The organism is uncultured Algibacter sp. (assembly GCF_947487575.1).
In the GTDB taxonomy this organism is placed as follows: domain Bacteria; phylum Bacteroidota; class Bacteroidia; order Flavobacteriales; family Flavobacteriaceae; genus Algibacter_B.
Genome location: NZ_CANKXG010000003.1, coordinates 242,690 through 266,492, shown reverse-complemented (window position 1 = coordinate 266,492; position 23,803 = coordinate 242,690). Strand labels below are relative to the sequence as shown.

The window sequence follows — 23,803 nt, the reverse complement described above, 5'->3', positions numbered from 1 at the left end:
TAAAAATGAAATAGTTATATCTTTAAACTTTTAAATATTGTTGTGTTCTTATAAAAAAAAAGAAAAAAATAAAATTATAGAATGAAGAAATTAAATAAAACTATTGCCTTACTTGTACTAAGTATTGTATTATCAAACTGTGCGTCGACTAAGCTTACTGAAGCATGGTCTTCAAAAGATTTTAATGACACAAAATCTAAAAAACTATTAGTAGTAGCAAGGTCTAATGATTTAGAGGTTCGTAAAGCATACGAAAACGAATTGGTTTCTGAATTAAAAGAACAAGGTATAGATGCTGTGGCTGCTCATGTAAAATTTCCTAATCTTAAAGAAGATAAAAACCGTTCTCAAGAAGAGATTGATGCCATTTTATCTATGTTCAATAAAAATGGAATTAAGAGTATCATGCTTACAGCTTTAAAAGATACTAAAATAGAAAGCTCATCAGCGAAAAGTCCTACTGATTATGGTTCGGCTTCAATAAAAGGGAAATATGGAGTAAGTTTTACAGATTATTATAATGTGCATTCTATTGAATATATTAGTAGAAACTTAAAACCAGTGTATAATGATAATGCAAGTGAAAACAGTTTTGTTTTATCCTCAAAAACTTATATTTTAGAGGCTGTTGTTTATAATTTAACATTAGAGAGTGACAAGCAGCTTGTTGGTATTTATGAAATAGAAGCAACAAACCCGTCATCGTCACAAAAAATATTGGATAAATTCACAACATTAATTTCAAAACAATTTAAAAGATAGATAATGAGCCCACTTAAATCATTTTTAATACTTAGCCTAATATTAGTTACTATAAATGGGTTTTCCCAACAGAAAACTCAAAAACAGAAAGAAAGAGAAAAGAATAAAGTTGAACTTTATACACCAGAAGAAAAAGATAATTTACAAGAATTCTATGCAGAAGAAGTAGATAAGATGAAATTATCAGAAGAAGAAAGGGATGAATATTACAATATCTTATTGTTTTATACTCACAGTATGTCTAGACTTGATGATAAAGATAAGAACTATACACAAACAGAAATTTTAGATAAATTTAATACTTTACATTTTAAAATGAATGAAAAGATGAAGGTGGTATTAACACCAGAGCAGTACGTTATTCATCTTGAAACTTTTAATAAAATAATATATAGTGTAAGTAGAAAAACAAGTTTATTTAATCAAAAAAAATAGATTTAGATATGAGTAATTCAAGAAGTATTTATTTTGAGGCTTTTGCCTCTATTATGAAAATTACTTTAAGAGATGATAATGCTACTGATGAGGAAAAGGTCTTTTTACAACATTTTGGGAAAAAATTAGGTGTTACGAGTACAGAATATTTTGAGTTAATTGACGACAATCTGTATATGAAATATGAAATAAAAGCACCTTACCTGTATAATAAGCGTTTAGAAAGTTTATACAAAATTACTCAAATTGTCGATGAAGATAATTTATCAAAAGCCACAAAAGAGAAATGGTTAAATAGAGTGGTAATAGCAATTGGATTTGACCCAAGTAATGTTAAATATGTTGTGGGTAAATCTCTAGATATGTTTAATACAAACAAAGATTTAACTTTAGAGGAATACAAGGATGGTATCAAAAATATTATGATGTAGAAGTAAATACTTTTTACATAATTAAATAAAAAAAATGCTAAATAAATTATGACTATTTTTTTTAGAAAACTAAAAATACTCAAAAAGAGCCATTTATTACTTGGGGTAATACTTCTATTTCTTTTTAACGTTCTAAATGTTAATTCTCAAACTAAGGACAAAGAACAAGACACTATTAGTAAAAATGAAATATATTCAAAGTCTGAAGAAAAATACATGCAAAATTGGTTTTCAGATAATGTGGAGGAAATGACTTTAACAAAATACAAAGAAGCTGAATACTATAAAATTTTACATAATCATATTTTAGAAATTAATCAGCTTAGTAGATTAGAAGAAAAGAAGAATTCTAAAAATGAAATAAAAGAAGAATTGAATAACATAGTTAAGAGTATGAATATAAAAATGAAAATGTTGCTAACTAAAAAACAATTCGATATTCATTATAAAACATTTGATAAAATATTATGGAATGTTTATGTTCGAAAAGGGTGGAATTAAATATCTTCAGCTGTTAAAATTTAAATAATTTTACTTTATGTCTGAGTTCATTTCAAACATTGGTTTACCTATAATTTCCGATTATTAATAGAGCCAATTTGTTCTTATGTAGAACGAAAACACTATAATCTAAAAATCACCCCAATATTAAAACTTAAGTATGGGGCAAGGAATTTTATATTCTTAGTAGCTTCCAACTCATTTTCATCACTGTCATCGACAAAAGGTAAATTAAACCCTTCAAAATTAACAGGAGAAAATATACTACTTTTTAAATTAATACCAATTTTTTCACTAACCCAGTAGACAGCACCAATCTCAAAATTTACAGCGTAGTATGATGATTTTTTTATGTTATTATTTAGTATATCTAAATTTGGATTTTTAAAACTTGTAAATGCGGCTCCTACTCCTGCACCCAAATAGGGTTGTAACTTTGTTTCTGTTAGGTAATAAGTTACTCCCGCTAGTATAAAATTTAGGTTAATGTCTGATAAATCCGATTCATTGATACTAACATCTTGGTCTTTAATTAAAATAGAAGTAGATTGATTATGCCATGATAATTTAATTAACATTTGCTCGCCAATATTAACACCTCCAGAAATATTAATATTACTTCCTGAATCAAGTTTTAAATAATTAATATCATTTGGTTTTTCTGTGAGCTTAGCACCTAATTCATAGCCATAATTTGCCTCTAACTCAAATTTTTGGGCTAACAGAATATTAATACTTAATATAAAAAGCAGACTTAAATGGAAATTACATTTCATATAATAGATTTTATTGTTATCATTTACTAGTACGAGTCAAATTTCAGATCAAAAATTATTGAACCAATGAATTTGAAGTATTATTTAGTTTCAATCAAAAATAATTGAAAAGTCAAATATATTTAACGAATTTCAAAAAAACAAAAGGTTTTAAATAGATAATTTAAAGAGGTTTAGATAATTACTTTCAGCGAAAGGAATAGTTACTAATACGATTATTCATAATTGAGTTTATTGTTTTATAAATTTAACTAAAATTTATAAGAGAAGGCAGTAGTCTCATGAAATTTTATGTGTAAAATGCATTTTAATTTCAATATTAGCAATTATTTGATTAATAATGTAAGAGGATTTATTAATTAGTTCATAAGCACTAGAAGGCTTCATTTATACCAAAATAAAAACCATTATTACCATTTACTCCAGAGCCTATATCTAAGCGTAACCATGTGTCCTTGTCCTTAAATATTTTATAGCGTGCACCAATTCCTAGACTAGGTTTTATGTTTTTTATGCTAAAAAAGTCTTCAGGTTCATTAGCGACTTCTCCGGCTAGTCCGAATGTAGCAAGCGTCCATCGCGGCTTAATTCGCCAGCGAAATTCAACTTGAGATACGTACATATGTTTATCAATGTAGCGTCCATAAAAATAGCCTCTAGCTCTAGAGCCACCACCATAGCTTGCAAGAGCCTGGAAGGGAACATCTCCAAAATTATTTTCGGAATACAATTGAAATGCCAAAAGACCATTTTTACTTATTGGTAAATACTCTCTTAAATCAAGAGTGAATTTGTTAAATCCGGAAGTTGCACCAAATATTTCACCCGAAAATAGTGCTTTAGCTTGATAGTAAAAGCCCTTATTTGGAGAACCAACATTATCACGGGTATCATAATTGAAAACAGCTCCTAACCCTGCGACAACAGTTCTTCTATTTCCTATAATATCTTGAGTCTCCAAAATACCGCCTTCTTTTATTTCTGTGATTTCATGGTTCTTGAATACAAATTGAAATCCAAAATTAAGATCTGGGGGTAATCGTTTCAAGAATGAAATATTCAAAGCATGTGTTGTTTGGTTGTATATTTCCTCATTTGTGTCCGGTGTGCTGTTTCCAACACCCCAAAATGAATTAGGGTATATTTCTAATAAATAATGTGCATCAATAAAATAATTCCCTCCTCCAAAATAAACTTGAGGAGTAATTTCAAAAATGAGTTGTTCATTAAGGGTGTAAATACCACTGAATATAACATTTGATAATCGGTTCTTAAATGTATTCTCTTTTTTTAAGAAGAATAATTGTCCACCTCCACCAAAACCAAAACCAGTTTCTGGCGTAAAAAAAGCAATGGGAATTGCGATTAGTTGATAATCTTTATTACTAGAAATTGTATCAGTCTTAATGACATTGTTTTCATCTTTCCTTTGACTGAACGAAGAAAAGGTGAAAAGTAATAAACAGCTATATATGAGTATTTTTTTCATTTAAAAAAAGAAATCATCAAGTATAATATTAAAACCAAAAGAAAAAGAAATGTCATTTGATGCTATACTTGTATTAGCAACGGTTTGACTTGGTAAAGATTCTTGCTCGATATCAACCCAAAACAAGTTAACATTTAAGCCTAAATCAAAAGCTATAAAATCGTTTATTGTATATGAATATCCTAAACCAACAATGGCTCCTAAACCGCCGCCTTCACCATTTTCTTGAACTAGTTGCAGCTGCGTTTCATCCCTATATCTTACATAACCTAGAGAAGCAGTAGCGAACAGTGACCCTGTTTTATTGTCGGTTAAATAATAATTGGTAAAAGGCCCTATATAAAAGGTTTCAGTAGTTCTTTCAACAGTACCGTTCGTACTACTTTGATTGGCTTGAAATCTACCTCCTAATAGAAAACGATCTTTAATGAATTTTCCTGTTTCTATATTAATTCCATAATTATTTGATGAGCTTTTGAAATCAGCATTTTTTACTTCGGTTGTGGATGAGCTAATAGTTCCAGATAACCCTGTTAACCAACGCCCTTTTCTAAAAGCAGTATCTAAAGAATCTATATTTTGTGAGGTAGCATTGAAACTTAAAATCGATACAGCTAATATGAATAAATAATATTTTTTTTGATTCAAAAGATGAGTTATTTAGATTGCAATTTAATAATTTTTCCACCTCGTAATACCGTCATTTCAAATTTAGGCTTTTTTTCTAAACTATTTGCAAAATCAGCTATTTTCAATAGAGTGTAATCTGTAATATCATATGTTATGTCATTAAAAGCCAATATAATATCACCGCCCATTATTAGTTTTCGAAGTCCAATGGTTACTTCTATACCGCCTTCTTTTATATCCATTTTATCAAATAAAGAATTTGAAGCAATACGTTGGACCAGTAGACCACTGTTTTGCGGTAAATTAAATAATTTTGCTTCATTCCCAGAAAGGGAGTACAATTCTGCTCCAAACCAAGGCATTTTGTTGTTTAATAATAATTTGGCAGCTAAGTTTGAAGTTGAAGCATAGCCTATACCGTCTGACCCTCCTGATTTGGATGTTATATGACTCACAATGCCAATAACGTCCCCATCTAAATTAAACATAGGACCTCCTGAATTGCCTTGATTTATAGCAGCATCGGTTTGAATATACTCGGTATTTGTAAATGGATTTCTTCCAAGAGATTGTTTTTTAAATGCGCTAATATAACCTGAAGATAAGGAAAAGCCTAAGCCTAACGGTACGCCAATAACAAACACCCGTTGTCCAATTTTCATTCGGTCTGAGTCTCCAAACCTTACAACTGTAGCATTCATCTTTTGTCTTGATAACTCTAATAATGCAATGTCTGCACCTTCATAAGAAGTGATTACTTTGGCTGGAATCGTTTCTCCATCTGCAAATTGTACAACTAAAATATCAGGTACTTTTACAACATGTGCTGCCGTAACCACTAATTTATTAGAGATCATAAAGCCAGATCCTAATCCTGAATTTGTAACCGTTTGAGAAACATTGTTTGGTGAGGTTACTATATTATTTTCTTTGGTATAAATAGCAACAACCGCAGGACTTACTTTTTCGTAAATAGAAGAAAGGTCTTGAGCTCCTAATGATATAAAAAATAATGTACAAATAGTACACGTCAAAATTGTTTTTTTCATATTTCAATTGTAAATTATTATCTTTATAGAAGGTCTAAAGTTACTAATAAAATAACTAAATGATTATAACATTTTACGGAACTAGAGGTTCTATACCCGTATGTGAATCAGGATTTCAAGAATTTGGAGGAAATACAACTTGTGTTGCCGTTTCTGGAAATACTTTAGGAGAAAGTGTTCTTATTTTTGATGCAGGTACAGGTATACGACAGTTAGGAAAAAAATTGATTCATCAAGTCTTTTCTGAAAAGAATAAAATATTCATTACTTTTTCGCACTTCCATTGGGACCATATTCAGGGATTCCCTTTTTTTGCACCAGCTTATGATAAAACTAAACATATTGAATTTTTTATTTTATCCGATACTCCTCCTGTTGATGATTTAAAGAATGTTTTGTCAAAACAAATGGAAAGTACTTATTTTCCAATATTAATAGATAATATGGGTGCAAATTTCACATTTACTATAAACAAGTCTGATGAATTGTCTTTTGATGGAGGGAAGCTTCTTGTTAATAAACATAATCATCCAGGAGGTGCTTATGGATATAGATTAGAAGTTGAAGGAAAAATATTGGTTTACTGTACTGATATTGAACATGGTGAAGAAATAGATCAAAAAGTAGTCGATTTTTGCAAGAGTGCTGATGTTTTGATTCATGACGCTCAATATACACCAGAACAGCTTTTTAATCATAGGGGTTGGGGGCATAGTAGTTGGGAACAGGCTATCGAAGTGGCAGAACTAGCTGGAATAAAGAAATTGTTTCTTACACATCATGATCCTGAGCATAATGATGAATTTTTAAGAAATATAGAAAAGCAATGCCAAAAACGATTTCCGAATTGTTTTTTAGCTAGGGAAGGTCAACAAATAAAGATTTAAATAAAATTATAATACCACATGATTATGTTATAACAAGAATAAGGTAAAGATATAGAATTTATTAGAGTTCAATATATAACAAAAATAATATGGAATTTCAGCCTTAATGAAATTATTAAATCTATAAAACTAAGTTAAAAACGATAGCCGAATTGAACTGTTGTAGTTTTTCTATCACCAAAGCCTACTTGAAATAATAAATCCCAATGTTTGCCAAAGCCTTTATAAACACCTACTAATCCGTTCCATACTATAGGTTCAAAACTCACATTATAATTTAAAACATCTCCAGTATCGGTTTCTATAAAACCTTTAATATCAGAATCATAAAATTGCCCTAATGCTCCAGCCATAATGTTAAAATCGTAAGGCAATCTGTAGCCTACCAACGGTAATAATGAATGTACTAAGGTTGAGGTATTTGCTTCTTTAACATTTGCTAAAATAAATTGGTAGTTAGCACTAAAAAAAACATCATCAATACCACCAGCTAAAGTTAAACCTCCTCCATATAAATTAGCAGTAACATCAACATTTAATGGGATTTGGCTAGGTATGTCGGCAGGATTTAATCCTAAAGCAGGAGCAAGGTTAACTAAGGTTTCTCTTAATTCCTGGTCTAAAATTAAATTACCGCTAATACTATTATCTAAAGTACCAACAAGCCCCATAACATTAAGAAACGGGAAGATCCAAACATCGCTTCTTACCATATATGTGGTGGTGTTTTCGGTTAGAAAGGAGCCTTCTATATCAAATAAATCATTTAAAGGGTTAATTTTACCATCATTCAAACTAATGCCTAGTCCCGTAAAATCTAGTGTTGATTCTTGCGTGTGTACAATAGCATTTAATCCTATTGGTCTAGGTAAGCCATACCCTAATTTTGTAGCAGGTTTTCCCCAAATAGGTAATGCCCATCCTAAGGTTACGTTAACAGTATCTTTTGCTGTTTCTTGGGATAGGAATTCAGATATATTTTCCTTTCCAGACCAAGTAATTGTTTTACCTTCTGAAGTTTTATAATCAGAAGTGGTAAAATTCATTGTATACTTGATGTCTTTAATGCGAAACTTTTCTTCTATATAGGAAACAATATATCCTTTTTGAGTTTCAATTTTTTCATAAAATACAGTTTTTGTATAGTCTGATTTTCCTTGAGAAAGCGGTTTTGTATTTGAAAGCACAACTTTGTTGAGTACGCCATCTACAATATGTATTTTCCCTGTTAACTTTTTTATATCCTGAAGTTCGGGTTCAATATCATCTTTAGAATATTTAAAGCTTATAATTTGTTCATTATAATTAGATGAGATGAGTTTTAAAGACGTTTCATCATATAAATACTTGCGGGATAACCGCCCCATTTTATGACTTTTTTCAATAGCTTTTTTTAACTGTTTAATTTCATTTTTATTAAAAGTGCCTGTTTCGACAACAAATCTTATGTCTTTTCCATCCTTAAAAGAAGGATCATAAATAATTTGAGTTTTGTATGTCCTTGTAGAATTGTCTTGTAAAGCGATAGTTATGCTTAAATTTTGGATAAAACTACCATCTTGTAAAAGTTCACTAGCTGCGGCATCTAAAACTCTAGGCGAAATACCATTTTCAATTAAATAATTACTATTTAAAGGCATGCCTTCTTGAGCGTTTATAAATTGTCCCATCAAAAAAAGGCAGAGAGAAATAAGGTAGTAGCTGTAAGATTTGTTTTTAGTAGATGTTTTCATCTCATTTAATTATTAATTCGAGGTTTGTTTCATTACAATAGCGAAATTTATTAAAAAAAATAAAAATATGGAAAAAAACACGAAACTTTCAATTTTACCTGCAGGATAGATACTTTGTAATTTAAAAATGAAATTTTAGTATGTGATACTAATTTATAATTAAGGCGTCTAAAAAGGCCAAATCATAGGCACTAAAATCAAAGATAAAATAAAAAATAGTAGTAATAAAGGTGTACCAACTTTTACATAATCCATAAATTTATAATCGCCCGCAGCCATAACCATGGCATTGGTTGTTGTGCCAACGGGGGTTAAAAAAGCAGTAGATGCACTAATGGCAACAACAATCATAAATGGTTCGGGTGAAATATTTAAAGACGTGGCGGCTAATATGGCTATTGGTGCCATTAAAACAGCAGTAGCTGAGTTATTAATGGCTTGACTAAAACCAGTAGTTAATAAAAATATGCCACCTAATAAAACAATAGGGTGTATACTTCCTAAATTAGTAACCAAGCTATTGGCAGCAAGTTCCGCAACACCCGTTTTTTGAAGCGCAATACCCATAGGAATCATTGCTGCAATCATTACGACACTTATCCAACTAATACCTTTATATGCTTTAGCCATTGGTACACAACCAGTCAATAAAATAACACCTGCAGAAATCATAGCTGCAATTGCTCCAGGAACAATTTTAAAAACTAATAATACAATCATTAATAAAAGCATTGCTAGCGATATATATGATTTAAAGGTTAGCTTATTTACATCTTTAGCCATACTTTCTGGGCTTCCAGAAATGACAAGATTTTTATAAACACTTTTTAAATGTTCTATGCGTTCCCATGTACCTCTAATAATAAACGCATCTCCAGCTTTTACAGCAACGTTTTTATCTTTTAAAGGTTTGTTGTTTCTTGAGGCTGCCAATAGTTGAATACCAGCTTGTTCCAAATATAGTCCCATAGGTATGTTGTGTCCTAAAAAAAGCGATTTGGGTGTCACAATCATTTCAGCCATACCTACTTCCTGATTTATGAACTCATCCTTTAAATCATCATTATTGTTTTTAAAAGGAATTAAATTGAGTTTAAATTTTAGAATTAAATTATCAACATCTTCTGTCTTCCCTTTTACTGTAATAATATCATGATATTGTAAAATTGTATCTGGTGTTGGAAATTCAACATACGGTTTCACACCTTTTACTAAATTAGGAAATCGTCGTCTTAATCTAATTATTGAAACATTATGTTTATTATCGAAGTCCCATTCACCAATCGTAGTATTTAGTAATGGAGACATAGAGCGGACTCTTAGACGATAAATATTTTCATCAATACTATAATTTTCAATCCATTGATGCATTTCAGAATCTATATTTATTGGCTGATTTTCAGAGGTGTTTTTTGGCAATAATTTATAACCAATAAAACGGAAATATAAAATTGAAATAAGTAGCAATGGCAAGCCAATGAGGGCAAATTCAAAAAATGAAAAGGATTCGAACCCATTTTCTACTAAGGCATTACTGGCAATAATATTTGGAGGTGTACCCGTTAATGTCAATAAACCTCCAGTATTTGACCCAAAAGCAACAGGCATTAATAATTTTGAAGGCAATGTGCCCATTTTATATGCGGCAGATACAGTAACTGGTAGTAATGTAGCAACAGTTCCGGTATTGCTTACAAAACCAGATAAAATACCAGAGCCTAAGGTAACTAATACTAATAGCTTAGGAACACTTTTACCAGCCCATTTAACAAATTTTTGTCCTGCTAATGCTGTCCATCCTGTTTGAGATAAACCTTCTCCAATAATAAATAAGGAAGCAATCATTATTACTGTAGGGTTACTAAACCCGCTAAGAGTTTCAGGAAGGTCTAAGATGCCAAATAAAAATAAGCTTAACATGGACATAAGCGCTACAATATCTGGTGTGAATTTACCCCAAACAAAAAGCCCTATTGTAATACCTAAAATAATTAAAAGTGTAAGCATAAATTATAAAAGAAGTTAGTTGGACTAAAATAGTTAAAACTAAAGTCTATTCAAATGAAAAGAGGTGCGTTTTATATTTTCGCACCTCTTTTTAAACTCTGTTTTTTATTCAAATATAACATCACTTGTTTTTAAATTTTCAATATCCTTTTGATTTCTAGTGTTAACAGGAACCTCAATAGTTAAAAAGGTATCTTTTCCATCAGAATCTTCACCTTGATAAAATTTAAAAACATAAGTTTCTTTCTGTAATGCTCTTACTGGTATTGAAAATGTTGTTTCAGTAATAACTTCATTACAACCAATACCATCATCTACATGTACTATAGGGTATATAAGCCTTGTTGGTCCATCATAAATATAATCAAACTGGTCATAGTAAAAATAACAACTATTGGGTAGCGATATGGTTATATTAATTTTGTAAGTGCTCCCGTAATTAAATTCATTTGGAAGTTCTGCGTTTGTAACACCTGAATACTCTAAGTGGTAGTCGTGGTCGTTGTAGTCGTTGTCGCTGCTGCATGATAATACAGATATAGAAAGACTAGCGATTGTAATTAATAAATACTTAAAATTTTTCATCTTATTTTGTTTTTAATTTCTATTCAAATGTACCCGTGCTTTACATTTTTAATGGATTCATTTGAAGTGTTTAATGGTTAATAATGATTTTATTTTCTCTCTTGTTTTAGTGTATCCAAAAACTCCTATTTGAATTAATGCCGACACTAATACTATAATTTTCAGGTATTCTAATAAAATAGCCATAACTTTTAGTGTTTATTGTCTCATAGCTACTCCTGCAGCTGTACCATATTCTTCTAGCATTTTGATAGTGTTTTTGAAAACTATTTTAACTTTTTCCAGTATTGTATATGTTGGTTTTTCTCCCATTATAGGTCTATAAAAATTCTTATTGAATTGAGCATTGTTAATTGTTGTGCTTTGAGTTCTCATATCTATTTGTATTTAATTATTATTTATAGTACAAATTTAGGTCTAAGTGAAAGTTGAAATTGTGGTTAACTAAGTGAAGTGACCAAATAGAATAGTGAAGTGATTCTAATTGAAAGTGAACTTAAAATGTTAGTATTAGGTAAGTGATAAGAGTTGAAGAAAACAGTCCTGTTTTGATGCCCTAATTATAGTGGTATAACTTCAAAAATGCTACTTAGATTGGAGAGTATCCTCAGTGCGTGTTACGGAATAGATATTTACTGTTCCCTGCTTACCTTTTAGAAGCACATTGCCTTCAAGTTTAGATGTCGTCCATGAGTCAATTTCTACGACTTTTAAAAATTTTTCTGAAATAAGTAGGTCAAACCCTAATCGATTACATTGGTCTTGGATTCTTGAAGCTGTATTTATAGTATCACCATGATATGCAATTTCACGTTTATATTCTCCAACTTCTGCAACAGTTACGGTACCACAATTCATACCTGCTTTAAATTCTGGTACTAAACCATAAGTTTTTAGATAGTAATCTGTTTTACTCTTAATTTGATCTTTAAAAGCATAAAAAGCGCGAATACTTTTAGCGTTTTTAAGGCCTTCTTTATACGGCCAAGTTAAAACAGCTTCATCTCCTACATATTGGTAAATAGAAGCTTTATATTTATTAACTATGCCCTAATTTTTCAGCAATTGTGGTAGAATTCCTAAGGTCTAAAAACATAAAAATAAGCTCTTTTTCTTTTGGAGTATAGAATTTTCCTGAAATAAATTTAATCAAATTGCCTTCACCTAACATTAAATTAATATTGAGAAAAAGACTGATAAAGAAGTTAACTACTATAGTATAGATAAAGCTTACCCAAATAACAGGTAATTGAATAAACTCTGACATTTTAAAAGTAGTATCTACAAATATTTCAATCTTAACAAATAAATAAAATATAAATAAAATATAAATAAATAAAATCCAATAGCCGATATAATTTGTAGTATAAGTGCAAATACCAATAACTTAGATAATGGAATACGTTTTCTAACCAATTTTTCAAGGAAAATATGAAGTATACCGTAAAGTATCCCTTGGGTTATCCATGCTATAATGAATATAAAAAGTATATTGGAGAAAGAGTCCTCCATATAAGGGATGTTCACGTCTTGAGACCCGCGAAGGAGTTGCCAGACCAGGCTTGCCATTAGCCAACCAATGATATAATCTCGTAATATTTTATAATGTCTAGATTTCAAATTAAATCATTGATAGTTAAACATTTTTAGTGAGCCTAATTATTTATCCATGTCTTTATTTCTGATGATTTCGCTTTGCTTATTGTAATGCGCTCCTTAGATGACGGATTTACATTAATAATTAGTTTTCCATTAAAGTAGAATTTAATATTCTGTATAGCATTTCTATTAAGTATAAATTGCCTGTTTACCCTATGAAAGTTATACGAGTCTAATTCGTTTTCAATGTCTTCTAGTTTTTTATCTATTATATAAGTTTGATTTTTAAGCGTCACAGCTTTTACAATACTATTTTCTATAAAAAAATAAGCAATATCTTCTGTTTTAACTGGAATTAATTCATCTCTCTGATGTACTAAATATGTAGTTCTGAAAACCTGATTTTTAGATTGCATTAATTGTACTAATTGTTGGATATTATCGTAAGAGATTGTGTCAATTTTGGTATTAGTTTTAAACTTTTTAATAGAGCTGCTTAATTCTTCCTCATTAATTGGCTTTAAAAGATAATCAATGCTATTTACCTTAAATGCTTTTAGTGCATATTGGTCATAAGCTGTTGTAAATATTATTGGAATATTGATAGTTACCTGTTCAAAAATTTCAAATGAAATACCATCAGAAAGGTGTATATCCATAAAAACTAAAACGGCTTCGCTTGGATTAGAAAAATAATCGATGGCAGATTTTACAGAATCCAGAACAGTTAGTATCTCTATGCTAGCATCTATATTATTTATTAAGTAAGTGAGTTGTTCACTTGCTGCTAATTCATCTTCTACAATAACTACTTTCATGGTATTCAATTTAAAGAAAGTTTAACTTTAAAGGTGTTGTTTTTATTACTTATTGATATGTGTTTCTTTTTTAGAGCATAATACCGTTTATTAAGGTTTGATAAACCATTTCCTGTTCCAGTAACTAAACTTTTTCTGGGTCTTATTTCATTTTCAATAATTATAAACTCATCTTCAGAATATATGTTGACTTGAAGCGGATTCTCTTCTGATATTTCATTGTGTTTAATGGCATTTTCAACTAATAATTGAAGCGCCAAAACAGGTACTTCTTTATTTAACCATTTTTCATGAATATTACAAGTGATGTTAAAACGATTACGATACCTTGTTTTAATTAAATGGATATAACTATTTAAAAACTCAAGCTCTTCTTCTATAGATACTAAATCTCGTTCACTGCTTTGCAGAATATAACGATACATAGAAGAGAGTTTGTTTATAAAGTTGGTAGCGTCTTTATTTTGTTTTACAAGTGCACTTAATGAATTTAGAGAGTTGAATAGAAAATGAGGATTAACTTGATTTTTTAAAGCCATCAATTCATTTTGTAAGCTTTGTTGTTTTAAAGCTTCTTGCTCTATTAATTTTTCTTTTAAGCTCAATTGATACCTTAAAATTCTAGCGACAAATATGATTATTATTGCTACGATAAAATATACGAAGTAGGTTAACCCTTGTTCTTCTGAAACCATTGATTCTCCTACTAACCTTGGGTACAAAAAGAAGAACAAATGTAATAAAGCGAAGTATAAAGCAATATTAATTATGATGGTTGTTAACCCTCTTAGTACGCTTTGAAATTTGGAATAAAAATATTTAGTGTTTGCATTAAATTCTAATAGTAACCAAGAGAAAAAAGTAAACCATAAAAATCGAAAGAGTATATCTTTTACAGAAGCCGAAGTGAAAGCAGTTGATAGGTCATCAACAATATCAAATATAATCAAAATTCTAGGTAAGGTTAAAAGTGTTGATATAATAAATGCTATACCTAGTAAAATGTTTTGCTTTATAAATTTGGTCGTCAAAATGGTTATAGTGTTATTGATGAAGAACATAACTAATATAGTTAAAATTAATGTAAGTAAATTGTATAATTTTAGCTGAATGAATGAAATTAAAAACTGCCAGAGAGGCATGAAATGTATTTCAATAATCTCTGGCAGTCAAACTAACCAACCAAACTAACTATGCATGAAAATTATTTTATCAATTTTTTTATTATTTGTTTTGAAAAATCTTTAGAAATAGTTCCTAAAGACTTAGGATTATCAATCTCTGTCGTTATAACTGATATTAATTGTTCGTTATCAGTTTTTGTTAAATCGTAAATAACAGTTTCTAGAATGTATTTTTTACCAGTATGGGTAATAGTGCTTTCAGGCTCAGATTTTACATGAATACTATTGTAGTAACGATAGAATGTTCCATTAGGCCCTCTAAAGTATGTGGGAAAATAAAGTGTTGAGTAGCCACCACCAGTTGTTTCTGTTCTGGTATATTCTTGAGTATCTTTTAAAGTATTAAGAATAATTATGTCTACTCCTTTGTTTTTCAAATCCTCAACGATTTTTTGCACTTCATTTTCGTTAAGTTTTACCTCAGTATCAATTTTTGGAAAAACGGTTAGGCTTTCCATAGAATTGAGACCATGCTCCCTTAACTTGTTTACAAGGTCACTCTCAAACTGACTTCTAACAATATTGTCATCCGTTTTACTTATTACCATGATGCGCTTATCATTTAAATTGAGTTCTTTTGAATGGTTCCAAGTACTAACAACTTTGACAGTTGAGCAACTTGTAAACATAATAATTAGTATTAATATGCTTAGTATTTTGCTTATTGTTTTCATGATTTCTAGTGTATTTATATAAACATATGAATGTTATTAATGTCTCTGTTGATTAAAATTAATCTAGCTGAGGTATCTTTTTTAGAGTTTTTTAGATGTAAAAAACGTTTTCCAAACTTCCATTTCTTTAGCATTGATATTAACTTTTTCATGACGTTATTGTTTTAATTCTTATACAAATGTATACCACGACTAAAGGCAGAATAATGACTTTCTAAGTGAAGTGACTAAAATCTAAAGTGAAGTGTTTTATATTGAAAGTGAACCGTATTTAAAGTTCAAGCAACCCATTTGTGATTTTAAAAGAAAGGTAGAAACCTGAAGATTGAGCATGAGTTATTTAAGAGAAAAAGCTTTCTTTCTGTAATAAGCTAACACAGATACAATGATGACTACAACAATTAAAACGTAAATGAATGTTGGTATGGGCAAGGGGTCTCCAGCAGCGTAACTATGTAAACCAGATAAATAATAATTGACACCAAAGGATGTCATGATAATAGAGCCAAATGCGAATACACTTGCAGTATTTAGCATGTAATTGCTTTTTAAACCAGGAATTAAACGAAGGTGTAAAACAATAGCATAGACTATAATGCTAATTAATGCCCAAGTTTCTTTTGGGTCCCAAGCCCAATAACGTCCCCAAGATTCATTTGCCCATATACCTCCTAAAAATGTGCCTACAGCTAACACGAATAAACCGATAGTCATTGAGATTTCGTTGATATATGTGAGTTCTTTAATTCTAATGTCAATTTCTTTCTTTGTCTTTTCAGTTTTAAAAATCATGAGCAATAATGCCATAAAACCTAATACAGCAGAAAGGGCTAAAGGCGCATAACTACTTACAATGGTAGCTACATGAATTTTTAACCAAAACGATTTTAGTACAGGCATTAAATTGGTTATTTCTGGACTTAACCAATCTAGGTAACTTACAAATAATAAAGCGCCTGAAAATAATGTGGAGAGTGGTAAGGCAAAATCCGATTTCCTAAAAGTCATTAATCCGCAAAGTAGCAATACCCAAGATACAAATACCAACATTTCATAGCCGTTACTCCAAGGTGCGTGTTGTGCTATATACCATCGTAGAATGATGTTTCCAGTAAATAGAAGGAAGCTAATAAGGGTTGTAATGATAAAGATATTCCAAAGATATTCAATTGCTTTTTTCTTAGTAAAAATTTTAGTTATAGCTAAAACTAAAAGAATAGCGCCCAAAGTAAAAAACACTTGAAACAACCAAAAATTTAAATTGAGTTGGTTGTACCATAATTCTGCTTCAATACGTTTTCTATTCGGAATAATGTCTTTGCCTAAAACGTCTTGAAATGTTTTAATATAGGCTAATTTTTCACTAGCATCTACCCAATTTTTAGTAGTAACATCTTTAAAATAAGTTGGTATAATTTGTTTAGCAAATGCACCATCTTCAGCAGGGAAATCTTGAAAATGATGTGTTTGACTATGCCATTTATTATTTTCATCATTGCTATTAGGAAATACTTTTAAATAGTTTCCAGAAAATACGTTGTAAAGAATATTGAAGCGTTCATCTACTTTTAAAACTTCTTTATCCAATTCACTTCGCTCTGCAGGTTTTTTTTTATTAGCCTGTTCAACAGCTTGACCAAATAAGTACTTTCCTTTATCGTCTAATAAGCCTACAAAAGCCACTAAGCCATCTTCGCTTATGTTTAATTTTTTAAAGAGTTCGCCTCCTTTTTTAGGGTCTATTTTTATAAGCGGGATATATTGCCAAACATTTGATGCCGATTGCATAGCTAAAAATGCCAGATTTGCACTAAAGCGAATACTTTCTCCATCTTGTGTAAATTTGAAATAAGGCTTGCGTGATAGTTTTCTTAAAAACTCGGAGGCCAGAGTATTCATTGGTTTTATACGTCCGTCTAAATCTTGTACCATTAAACGACCAAACAATTCTGCGTGTTGTACATCTATATGCTGTTGGCCTATAGTTTGTAAATTAAGTTTTGGTGCTTTGCTTTTTTTATTTTGTGCAAAAGCACTATTTGAAAGACCACAAAAAAGTAGAAATATTAAAGCGTTTTTCAGCTTGAGCTTTTTTAATTTTTTATTAATTAATGTAAAACGAGATGTTTTCCCGAAGAGTGTAAAAAACATACCTATCATCATTAAAAAATAACCCAAATAAGTAATATTTGTGCCAATAACATCATGATTAACGGCTAACACGGTTCCTAATTCGTCTGTGTCATAACTGGCTTGAAAAAAACGATAGCCTTTGTAATCCAATACATTATTCATGAAAATGCGGTGTGGTGTTTCTGTGTTATTATCAAGAACTTTAACCTCACTTGCATATGCAGATGGACTTGTTGATCCAGGATAGCGCTCTAATTGAAAATCGTCTAAATGAATTGAAAAAGGTATAGTTATAGCTTCAGCACCATAGGATAGCGATACTTTAATATTGTCAATGTTTACATTGTGTGTTGTTGGTAAAAAGCCTTCACGATATAGTAATGTTGCTTTTTTTAGGGTTTCGTTTACTTGAATATTTACAACTAAAGCATCATCTTTTTGTTCATCGTTATCTTTTGGTTTTTCAGAGGCACTTACAAGTGCTATTTCCGCTTTTGGATGATAAGAAAGTGGTACAAAAGACACATCACCATCACGATATAAGGTTCGTAATGACATGGTTTGTAAGCTATCTTTTTTTATGGTTCCTGCTATTTCGGTAGCCATAACAAATGTGCTTAAGTTTCTAGGAGATAGGATGCTGAAAGCATCATCTTTTTCAATAATATTAATCACATCAGGCTCGTCAACTTCAAAACCTACTTTGTGTTTATGCGCACCAATAGCTTCAACTTCTCCTTTTTCTAAAAACACAGTTTCTCTTCCGTTTCCTGCTGAAACGACCATTTGAATCATGGCTTTCCCGTTTTCTGCATCATCTTTTATTTCTGGTATGGCATCTGCAACAAATTCATTATAAGAAATTGTAATTGGTGTAGTGTTGAATTCTGTATCTATATTAAAATCGTTATTACTTAATGGAGAAAAATTGAGTTGCTTTTTTATCGTTTTTGTAGTTGTCCCATCTGATAGACATATATGAAGGAAATTGTTATCAGATACAATAATATTAGAAGATGCGCCTTCACGAATTCTCATGACACCTCCATAAGATGCATAGCGTGTAATACTGGCACCAATTAATATAACAATAAAGGCCAGATGAAACATCAGCAAAGCCCATTTTTCTAAACGCCAAAGCTTGTATTTATAAATATTCATTATAAAACAAAAGCCTAACCCTAGCATAACGAGTTCAAACCACCAAGCATCATAAATAAGTTTCCAAGCCGTAGCAGTGCCAAAATCGTTTTCAATAAATGTAGCCACAGCCATAGAAATTGCGAAAGTAAATAAGAATAGCACTGCTAAAATAGGAGAAGAGAATAGGCGTAAAAGTTTATTCATGTAATTGATAGCATATAAATTAAAAGATACCTTACTGTTTGTTTAATAAGGTATCTTTGATATAGTAATCTTGAAAATAAATTAGTTTTCTACTGAAGATACTGCATTTATTGGCATTTTATCTTCGCGCGCTTTTGCTTCTTCAAGCCATTTTGGTAATAATGTTTTTTTGAACTCCGCTTTTTCATCTCTTAATTTTTCCATATCTAGACCTATAAATTCCTGTGCCTTTTCTTTCGTAGAAATATCAGGCATTTCTATTGGTTTATTGTGCCCTAAGTCAGCCAATAAACGTGCAAGTTTAACACGAGCTTCTTGGGCTATAACTAATCCGCTACCAATAACTCTTGCCGTTTCAACAGGAGAATGAAATGATGCGCCATGCGAAGCTGCCGAATAATCCCAACGCCATTGTCCGTGACGGATGTCTGTTAATATGGGCTTCATCTGTTCTTCAGTTGCTCCTAAATCCCAGCATTTTTTAGCTTCTAAATGTGCTTTTACAAGAAGGTCTTCTAATTTTAATCTATTCTCGGTAGCTTTACGTTGTCTTTCATAAACATTGGCAATGAGTTTATCAGATTCTTCTCTATGGCAAACTTGGCACGCATTAGATGTATTTGATAAAGGTGAGCGAATATGATGATCTGTAAATTTTTGACCCCCTTCACTTTTATATGGCATATGGCAATCGGCACATGATACGCCTCGGTCTGCATGTACACCAGTAACAAAAGTTTCATATCCTGGATGTTGTGCCTTTAGCATTGGTGTTTTACTTAATTTATGCGTCCAATCTGCAAACTCAATATTATCATAATACTCTTCCATAGCTTCAACTGTAAAGCCTCCTTTCCAAGGGAATTTCAAATAAGGAACACCTTCTTTACCAGGTAGTTTTTTGTCAAAGTAATACTCTACATGGCATTGTGCGCATACAAGAGAACGCATTTCATTGTGTGTTGCTTTATTAATATCTTTTCCCATTGCATCAAAAGCTTCAACTAAAGCGGGTCTTGTAATACGAAGTTTCATAGTTTCGGGGTTATGGCAATCTGCACACCCAATCGGGTTGACTATTTCTGCACCTTTATCTGCCCATTTTCCACTATAAAATTCAGCAATACCAATCTCATTCATTAAGCGCGGTACATCTGGACTTTTACAAGTCCAACATGTTGCAGGCATAGGGCCGTCTCCTTTTCCTTTAGGGCCACCAGTTCTCAAAGTATTATGAATATCTTCTATAGCATAAGCATGTCCACGTCCTTGATTATAATCTTTTGAAAAACCATAGCCTGCAAATAATACGATTAAGCGTGGGTCTTCTTCTAATACATCACGCATTCTTGAACCTCCTTGATAAGTTGCAAAAGAAGTATCTAATGTTTGTAAAGAAGATTGATACTCTAAAGGGAAATTTTCTCCCCAAACCTCATTTCTAGGTTCATTTTCTCCAATGTTTACCTGAGGGACATATTTATATTTTGCTTCTGACTTTCTATTTACAATACTAGAAGCTAAAAGCCCTAGTAGAAAAACTACGATAACGGTTACGATAAATAATACTTTGTTTTTCATACTATAATATTTTTATTATTCTTTAATTCGTTTTTCCATCCAAGAAGGAATAACGAGTTCATCTTCTTCATCTGTTGGTAATGGAGCAACATTAAATTTTATAGTGGTTAAGCCATGTACTTTACCATGTGGTACTTGTTTATGACAACTCCAGCATTGGCGCCCTGTTCTATTTTCTTTATGACCTTCTAACCAACCATCGTATTTTACTTGGGTTACTTGTTGTACATGACAGCGAATGCAGTTACTCTGCACCACTTCTTGCGAAGCTTCTTTCATTTCAATAACATCAGGTTCAGCACGTGCTGTAAAAACAGAGGCGTGGTATAAGCCGTCTTTTGCTTTAAAGTAATATTTATTGAAAATGTTGTTATGAGGTACATGACAGTCATTGCATTTTGCCCATTCTCTATGTGAACTGTGCATCCAACTATTATAAACTGGTGTCATAACATGGCAGTTCACACAGGCTTGTGGGTCATCAGACATATAAGATATTATCCGAGACTCTCTTGCCATAAATAACCCCAAACCTATAACCACAGCTATAAAGAATATAGCGGTGGTTCTCCATCTTGATGTCTTTGGTGGTAAAATTTTTGGTTTAAAGTTCAATTATGGAGTTTCTTTTTTTTAGTTTTTGATGAAAAAATAGACTTTTATAAAAGTAGTTAATAAATGTATAAATTTCAAGTGTTTGTTGGATAGTTTAGCAGCTTTTGTTTTAAAACGTAGTTTGCATATATTTTCAGTCCTTATAAATGCAATATTTCAAAATATATTAAAAAAGATATTTTTATAACAAGAAAAGTGGAATAAAAAACTATTTATTAAAATCTATGGGATGGTTTAGTATTCAAAGAAATTAATGTTTGTTTTAGTGCCTTAAAACTAGATTTTTTCTATTCAAATTTTGTGTTGATAAAACATAATTCCTGCTAAAAATGAGAGAGATATCTATATCAATATTGGCACAAAGATAAACTCGCAAAATATTATCATCAAAAGACTACGGCATAAAGCCAACGCTTCGCCCACAACTCATTTATTCCGTTTCCTTTTGAGCAGAAATTTTGTCTTCCGTTTGGGTTCTGCAAAAATATTGTTTAATCTAAAATTTAAGTATTATGACAACAAAAGCAAGTACTGCAAGCAAAAACGGAAAGGCAACAGCCACCGTAAAAAATGAAGTCAAGAAAAAATTGACACAAAGCGCCATTGGACTTCAAGTTCAAGAACTACCTATCGGAAGAATTATTCCTGACCCAATGCAACCAAGAAAAACCTTTAACGAGGAAGCGCTTAAGCAACTGTCCGAAAGTATCGAAGAACACGGTGTCCTACAACCTATTACAGTTAGAAAATCTGGAAAGGATTACATCATCGTAATGGGAGAGCGTAGGTTTCGCGCAAGCAAATTGACGAAAAAGAAAACCATTCCGAGCATCGTTAGGGAATATGCTAATAATGATGTTCTGGAAATTCAAATTATCGAAAATTTACAAAGACAGGATGTTGAACCTACTGAAGAAGCCGAAGCGGTAGTATTCTTAAGCGAAAAATATTCGCCAACGGAGATTTCAAAACGGTTGGGAAGAACAGAGAACTTTGTAAGGCAACGGTTAAAATTAGCAGGTCTAATTGAAGGTTTTAAAGTCTTTGTTCGTAATGGTGAAATGACGATTTCGTTAGGTATAGGTGTTGCACTTTTCGAGCCAGAGGAACAGCAAATGATGCTGGAAACCATGGGTGAAGATTTTAATGCCCATCAAATTAATCAGATGATTAAAAACCAGACTTACGATTTAGAAAATGCACCTTTCGATGTGGTCGATGAAAAATTGATTACTAAAGTTGGAGCTTGTACAACCTGTCCGTTCAACGCAGCAAATCAAGGTAATTTGTTTGGCGATGGTAAAATGGTGTGTACAAAATCAGCCTGTTATGAAACGAAGAAAAGCAAGGCGTTTTTGAACTTGATTGAGAAATCGAAGAAAGAGAATGTGTTGTTGATTCCTGAAATTCGCAAATACTGGGCAGATGACGAGAATAATCAGCTCATTATATCGCAATTGGAAAAAAAGGGATTGAAAGTCTATCTTCTGGACGATGTTGAAATAATCGAAGAGCCAATTAAACCTACAATAGAAGCAATTAAGATAGAATACCAACATTACGACTATTCTGAAGATGAAATAAAAGCTGAACTTGAAGAAGCTGTTGATAATTACAAGGAAGAATTGGAAGTTTATAATTCCGCAAAAGACAATGAATTTGTAACTGGTATTATGTTTCATCCAAAAACGTATGTTCATAAAGCCGTTTTTGTAAAGCGTTTAGAAGATTCAAAAAACGAAAATTCTACATATTCTGAACCATTGGCAAATAGAAAAATGGCAGAGTGTTCGCCTGAAGAGCAAATCGTTAAAATCAACGAAAGAGAGACTCGAAAGCGACACATCGAGCACAATAAGGAATTTGAGGACATAGTTCAGATGATTCGTGAAACCGATTATATTGACAAGAAGAAATCACTTTCGGTAAATGAAATGGTGGCTTTTTCATTAACCTTATATGAAAATAATGTGGACTATGTAGGTCGACAAAAACACTTTTCAAAATTATTGGGCAACATATCCAAGAAGACTGATGTGGAAACTGTTGAGCATTTCAAAAAGAATTTCAAAAAGGAAACCTTTTATAAGTTGATAAGGTACATCCTTACCAAGCAAGTACATTTTGGAGAATGCAATCACGTTAATAACTTGACAAACATTTCATTCTACAATGCGATGCAAGGATATTATAAAACTAAAATTGCCAATATTGATAAGAAATATACTGAAGAGGGAAACAAGCGTGAAGCACGTTTGAAAGAGCGAATAGGAAAACTTGAAAAGAAAATTCAGGAATTAAACGATTAGCTTTTGTTGTTGGAAGTAAGGGTTAGCATTCGTGCTGGCTCTTATTTTTTTATATAGTCCTTCGTAAAAAAAAGGTAGGTAGAACCTATTCAATCAATATCAGCGCAAAGGTAAACTCGTAAAATACACCCATCAAAAGACTACGGCATAAAGCCTACGCATCATCCAACGCTTATTTATTCCGTTTCCTTTTGAGCTGTGATTTTAGCTTCCGTTTAGATACTGCTCAAATATTGTTTAATCAAAAAATATTAGAAT

General features: G+C 31.3%; 23 protein-coding genes. 6 read left to right on the top strand and 17 right to left on the bottom strand.

The window, feature by feature from the left end:
* The first annotated feature begins 81 nt into the window (after window positions 1-81).
* From Q0870_RS04625 to Q0870_RS04610, 4 genes are read left to right on the top strand one after another with little or no spacing between them, the layout of a single operon-like run.
* Window positions 82-762, top strand: coding sequence for a hypothetical protein (locus Q0870_RS04625; protein ID WP_298551561.1), 681 nt, complete (start codon window positions 82-84; stop codon window positions 760-762).
* 3 nt (window positions 763-765) lie between these two features.
* Window positions 766-1,197, top strand: coding sequence for a hypothetical protein (locus Q0870_RS04620; RefSeq protein WP_298551559.1), 432 nt, complete (start codon window positions 766-768; stop codon window positions 1,195-1,197).
* 8 nt (window positions 1,198-1,205) lie between these two features.
* Entirely contained in the window at window positions 1,206-1,628 is a 423-nt protein-coding gene (locus tag Q0870_RS04615) for a hypothetical protein (RefSeq protein ID WP_298551557.1), read from the top strand.
* Window positions 1,629-1,676: 48 nt separating this feature from the next.
* The gene (locus Q0870_RS04610) at window positions 1,677-2,129 is read left to right on the top strand and encodes a hypothetical protein (protein WP_298551555.1); all 453 of its coding nucleotides are present in this window, start codon (window positions 1,677-1,679) and stop codon (window positions 2,127-2,129) included.
* 122 nt (window positions 2,130-2,251) lie between these two features.
* On the opposite strand, the gene Q0870_RS04605 is transcribed toward Q0870_RS04610, so the two are convergent.
* The 4 genes from Q0870_RS04605 to Q0870_RS04590 form a co-directional block, all read right to left on the bottom strand.
* A complete protein-coding gene (locus tag Q0870_RS04605) occupies window positions 2,252-2,905 on the bottom strand; it encodes a hypothetical protein (RefSeq protein WP_298551552.1) in 654 nt (217 codons plus the stop codon).
* A 373-nt stretch (window positions 2,906-3,278) separates the two neighbouring features.
* The gene (locus tag Q0870_RS04600; RefSeq protein ID WP_298551550.1) at window positions 3,279-4,394 is read right to left on the bottom strand and encodes a BamA/TamA family outer membrane protein; all 1,116 of its coding nucleotides are present in this window, start codon (window positions 4,392-4,394) and stop codon (window positions 3,279-3,281) included.
* Window positions 4,395-5,042: an outer membrane beta-barrel protein gene (locus Q0870_RS04595; RefSeq protein WP_298551548.1), complete on the bottom strand. Its 648-nt coding sequence runs from the start codon at window positions 5,040-5,042 to the stop codon at window positions 4,395-4,397.
* A gap of 8 nt (window positions 5,043-5,050) precedes the next feature.
* A complete protein-coding gene (locus Q0870_RS04590) occupies window positions 5,051-6,073 on the bottom strand; it encodes a trypsin-like peptidase domain-containing protein (protein WP_298551547.1) in 1,023 nt (340 codons plus the stop codon).
* 59 nt (window positions 6,074-6,132) lie between these two features.
* Between Q0870_RS04590 and Q0870_RS04585 the strand changes: the two genes are divergently transcribed.
* Window positions 6,133-6,960, top strand: coding sequence for an MBL fold metallo-hydrolase (locus Q0870_RS04585; RefSeq protein ID WP_298551544.1), 828 nt, complete (start codon window positions 6,133-6,135; stop codon window positions 6,958-6,960).
* A gap of 134 nt (window positions 6,961-7,094) precedes the next feature.
* On the opposite strand, the gene Q0870_RS04580 is transcribed toward Q0870_RS04585, so the two are convergent.
* The 13 genes from Q0870_RS04580 to nrfH all read right to left on the bottom strand — a co-directional run bounded on the left by Q0870_RS04580 (window position 7,095) and on the right by nrfH (window position 21,236).
* Window positions 7,095-8,630: a hypothetical protein gene (locus Q0870_RS04580; RefSeq protein WP_298551542.1), complete on the bottom strand. Its 1,536-nt coding sequence runs from the start codon at window positions 8,628-8,630 to the stop codon at window positions 7,095-7,097.
* Window positions 8,631-8,861: 231 nt separating this feature from the next.
* A complete protein-coding gene (locus Q0870_RS04575) occupies window positions 8,862-10,700 on the bottom strand; it encodes an SLC13 family permease (RefSeq protein ID WP_298551540.1) in 1,839 nt (612 codons plus the stop codon).
* A 105-nt stretch (window positions 10,701-10,805) separates the two neighbouring features.
* Window positions 10,806-11,285: a hypothetical protein gene (locus Q0870_RS04570; RefSeq protein ID WP_298551538.1), complete on the bottom strand. Its 480-nt coding sequence runs from the start codon at window positions 11,283-11,285 to the stop codon at window positions 10,806-10,808.
* 198 nt (window positions 11,286-11,483) lie between these two features.
* A complete protein-coding gene (locus Q0870_RS04565) occupies window positions 11,484-11,660 on the bottom strand; it encodes a hypothetical protein (protein WP_298551535.1) in 177 nt (58 codons plus the stop codon).
* A 210-nt stretch (window positions 11,661-11,870) separates the two neighbouring features.
* The gene (locus tag Q0870_RS04560) at window positions 11,871-12,143 is read right to left on the bottom strand and encodes an adenylate/guanylate cyclase domain-containing protein (RefSeq protein WP_298551533.1); all 273 of its coding nucleotides are present in this window, start codon (window positions 12,141-12,143) and stop codon (window positions 11,871-11,873) included.
* A gap of 181 nt (window positions 12,144-12,324) precedes the next feature.
* On the bottom strand, window positions 12,325-12,552 hold the full coding sequence (locus Q0870_RS04555) for a hypothetical protein (protein ID WP_298551531.1): 228 nt from the start codon (window positions 12,550-12,552) through the stop codon (window positions 12,325-12,327).
* 388 nt (window positions 12,553-12,940) lie between these two features.
* Complete coding sequence (locus Q0870_RS04550) at window positions 12,941-13,702, bottom strand: LytTR family DNA-binding domain-containing protein (RefSeq protein WP_298551529.1); 762 nt, start codon at window positions 13,700-13,702, stop codon at window positions 12,941-12,943.
* A 5-nt stretch (window positions 13,703-13,707) separates the two neighbouring features.
* Window positions 13,708-14,763 carry a histidine kinase gene (locus Q0870_RS04545; RefSeq protein WP_298551526.1) on the bottom strand — a complete coding sequence of 352 codons (1,056 nt, stop codon included), beginning with the start codon at window positions 14,761-14,763 and terminating at the stop codon, window positions 13,708-13,710.
* 143 nt (window positions 14,764-14,906) lie between these two features.
* Entirely contained in the window at window positions 14,907-15,560 is a 654-nt protein-coding gene (locus tag Q0870_RS04540; protein WP_298551524.1) for a hypothetical protein, read from the bottom strand.
* A gap of 14 nt (window positions 15,561-15,574) precedes the next feature.
* Window positions 15,575-15,712 (bottom strand): hypothetical protein, encoded by a 138-nt coding sequence (locus tag Q0870_RS04535; RefSeq protein WP_298551522.1) that lies wholly within the window; start codon window positions 15,710-15,712, stop codon window positions 15,575-15,577.
* A gap of 184 nt (window positions 15,713-15,896) precedes the next feature.
* Complete coding sequence (ccsA, locus tag Q0870_RS04530) at window positions 15,897-19,040, bottom strand: cytochrome c biogenesis protein CcsA (RefSeq protein ID WP_298551520.1); 3,144 nt, start codon at window positions 19,038-19,040, stop codon at window positions 15,897-15,899.
* Window positions 19,041-19,121: 81 nt separating this feature from the next.
* Window positions 19,122-20,621, bottom strand: coding sequence for an ammonia-forming cytochrome c nitrite reductase (gene nrfA, locus Q0870_RS04525; RefSeq protein WP_298551518.1), 1,500 nt, complete (start codon window positions 20,619-20,621; stop codon window positions 19,122-19,124).
* Window positions 20,622-20,636: 15 nt separating this feature from the next.
* Window positions 20,637-21,236: a cytochrome c nitrite reductase small subunit gene (gene nrfH, locus Q0870_RS04520; protein ID WP_298551516.1), complete on the bottom strand. Its 600-nt coding sequence runs from the start codon at window positions 21,234-21,236 to the stop codon at window positions 20,637-20,639.
* Between the two features lie 587 nt (window positions 21,237-21,823).
* On the opposite strand from nrfH, the gene Q0870_RS04515 reads away from it, so the two are divergent.
* Window positions 21,824-23,545, top strand: coding sequence for a ParB/RepB/Spo0J family partition protein (locus Q0870_RS04515; RefSeq protein ID WP_298551514.1), 1,722 nt, complete (start codon window positions 21,824-21,826; stop codon window positions 23,543-23,545).
* Window positions 23,546-23,803: the final 258 nt, after the last annotated feature.

Coding starts and splice junctions, on each gene's coding strand:
- Q0870_RS04605 (WP_298551552.1), bottom strand. CDS start 2,905: ATGAAATGTAATTTCCATTTAAGTCTGCTTTTTATATTAAGTATTAAT.
- Q0870_RS04535 (WP_298551522.1), bottom strand. CDS start 15,712: ATGAAAAAGTTAATATCAATGCTAAAGAAATGGAAGTTTGGAAAACGT.
- Q0870_RS04585 (WP_298551544.1), top strand. CDS start 6,133: ATGATTATAACATTTTACGGAACTAGAGGTTCTATACCCGTATGTGAA.
- Q0870_RS04545 (WP_298551526.1), bottom strand. CDS start 14,763: ATGTTCTTCATCAATAACACTATAACCATTTTGACGACCAAATTTATA.
- Q0870_RS04555 (WP_298551531.1), bottom strand. CDS start 12,552: ATGTCAGAGTTTATTCAATTACCTGTTATTTGGGTAAGCTTTATCTAT.
- nrfA (WP_298551518.1), bottom strand. CDS start 20,621: ATGAAAAACAAAGTATTATTTATCGTAACCGTTATCGTAGTTTTTCTA.
- Q0870_RS04575 (WP_298551540.1), bottom strand. CDS start 10,700: ATGCTTACACTTTTAATTATTTTAGGTATTACAATAGGGCTTTTTGTT.
- Q0870_RS04615 (WP_298551557.1), top strand. CDS start 1,206: ATGAGTAATTCAAGAAGTATTTATTTTGAGGCTTTTGCCTCTATTATG.
- Q0870_RS04550 (WP_298551529.1), bottom strand. CDS start 13,702: ATGAAAGTAGTTATTGTAGAAGATGAATTAGCAGCAAGTGAACAACTC.
- Q0870_RS04560 (WP_298551533.1), bottom strand. CDS start 12,143: ATGAATTGTGGTACCGTAACTGTTGCAGAAGTTGGAGAATATAAACGT.
- Q0870_RS04625 (WP_298551561.1), top strand. CDS start 82: ATGAAGAAATTAAATAAAACTATTGCCTTACTTGTACTAAGTATTGTA.
- Q0870_RS04600 (WP_298551550.1), bottom strand. CDS start 4,394: ATGAAAAAAATACTCATATATAGCTGTTTATTACTTTTCACCTTTTCT.
- Q0870_RS04610 (WP_298551555.1), top strand. CDS start 1,677: ATGACTATTTTTTTTAGAAAACTAAAAATACTCAAAAAGAGCCATTTA.
- Q0870_RS04580 (WP_298551542.1), bottom strand. CDS start 8,630: ATGGGACAATTTATAAACGCTCAAGAAGGCATGCCTTTAAATAGTAAT.
- Q0870_RS04590 (WP_298551547.1), bottom strand. CDS start 6,073: ATGAAAAAAACAATTTTGACGTGTACTATTTGTACATTATTTTTTATA.
- Q0870_RS04570 (WP_298551538.1), bottom strand. CDS start 11,285: ATGAAAAATTTTAAGTATTTATTAATTACAATCGCTAGTCTTTCTATA.
- Q0870_RS04540 (WP_298551524.1), bottom strand. CDS start 15,560: ATGAAAACAATAAGCAAAATACTAAGCATATTAATACTAATTATTATG.
- Q0870_RS04565 (WP_298551535.1), bottom strand. CDS start 11,660: ATGAGAACTCAAAGCACAACAATTAACAATGCTCAATTCAATAAGAAT.
- ccsA (WP_298551520.1), bottom strand. CDS start 19,040: ATGAATAAACTTTTACGCCTATTCTCTTCTCCTATTTTAGCAGTGCTA.
- Q0870_RS04620 (WP_298551559.1), top strand. CDS start 766: ATGAGCCCACTTAAATCATTTTTAATACTTAGCCTAATATTAGTTACT.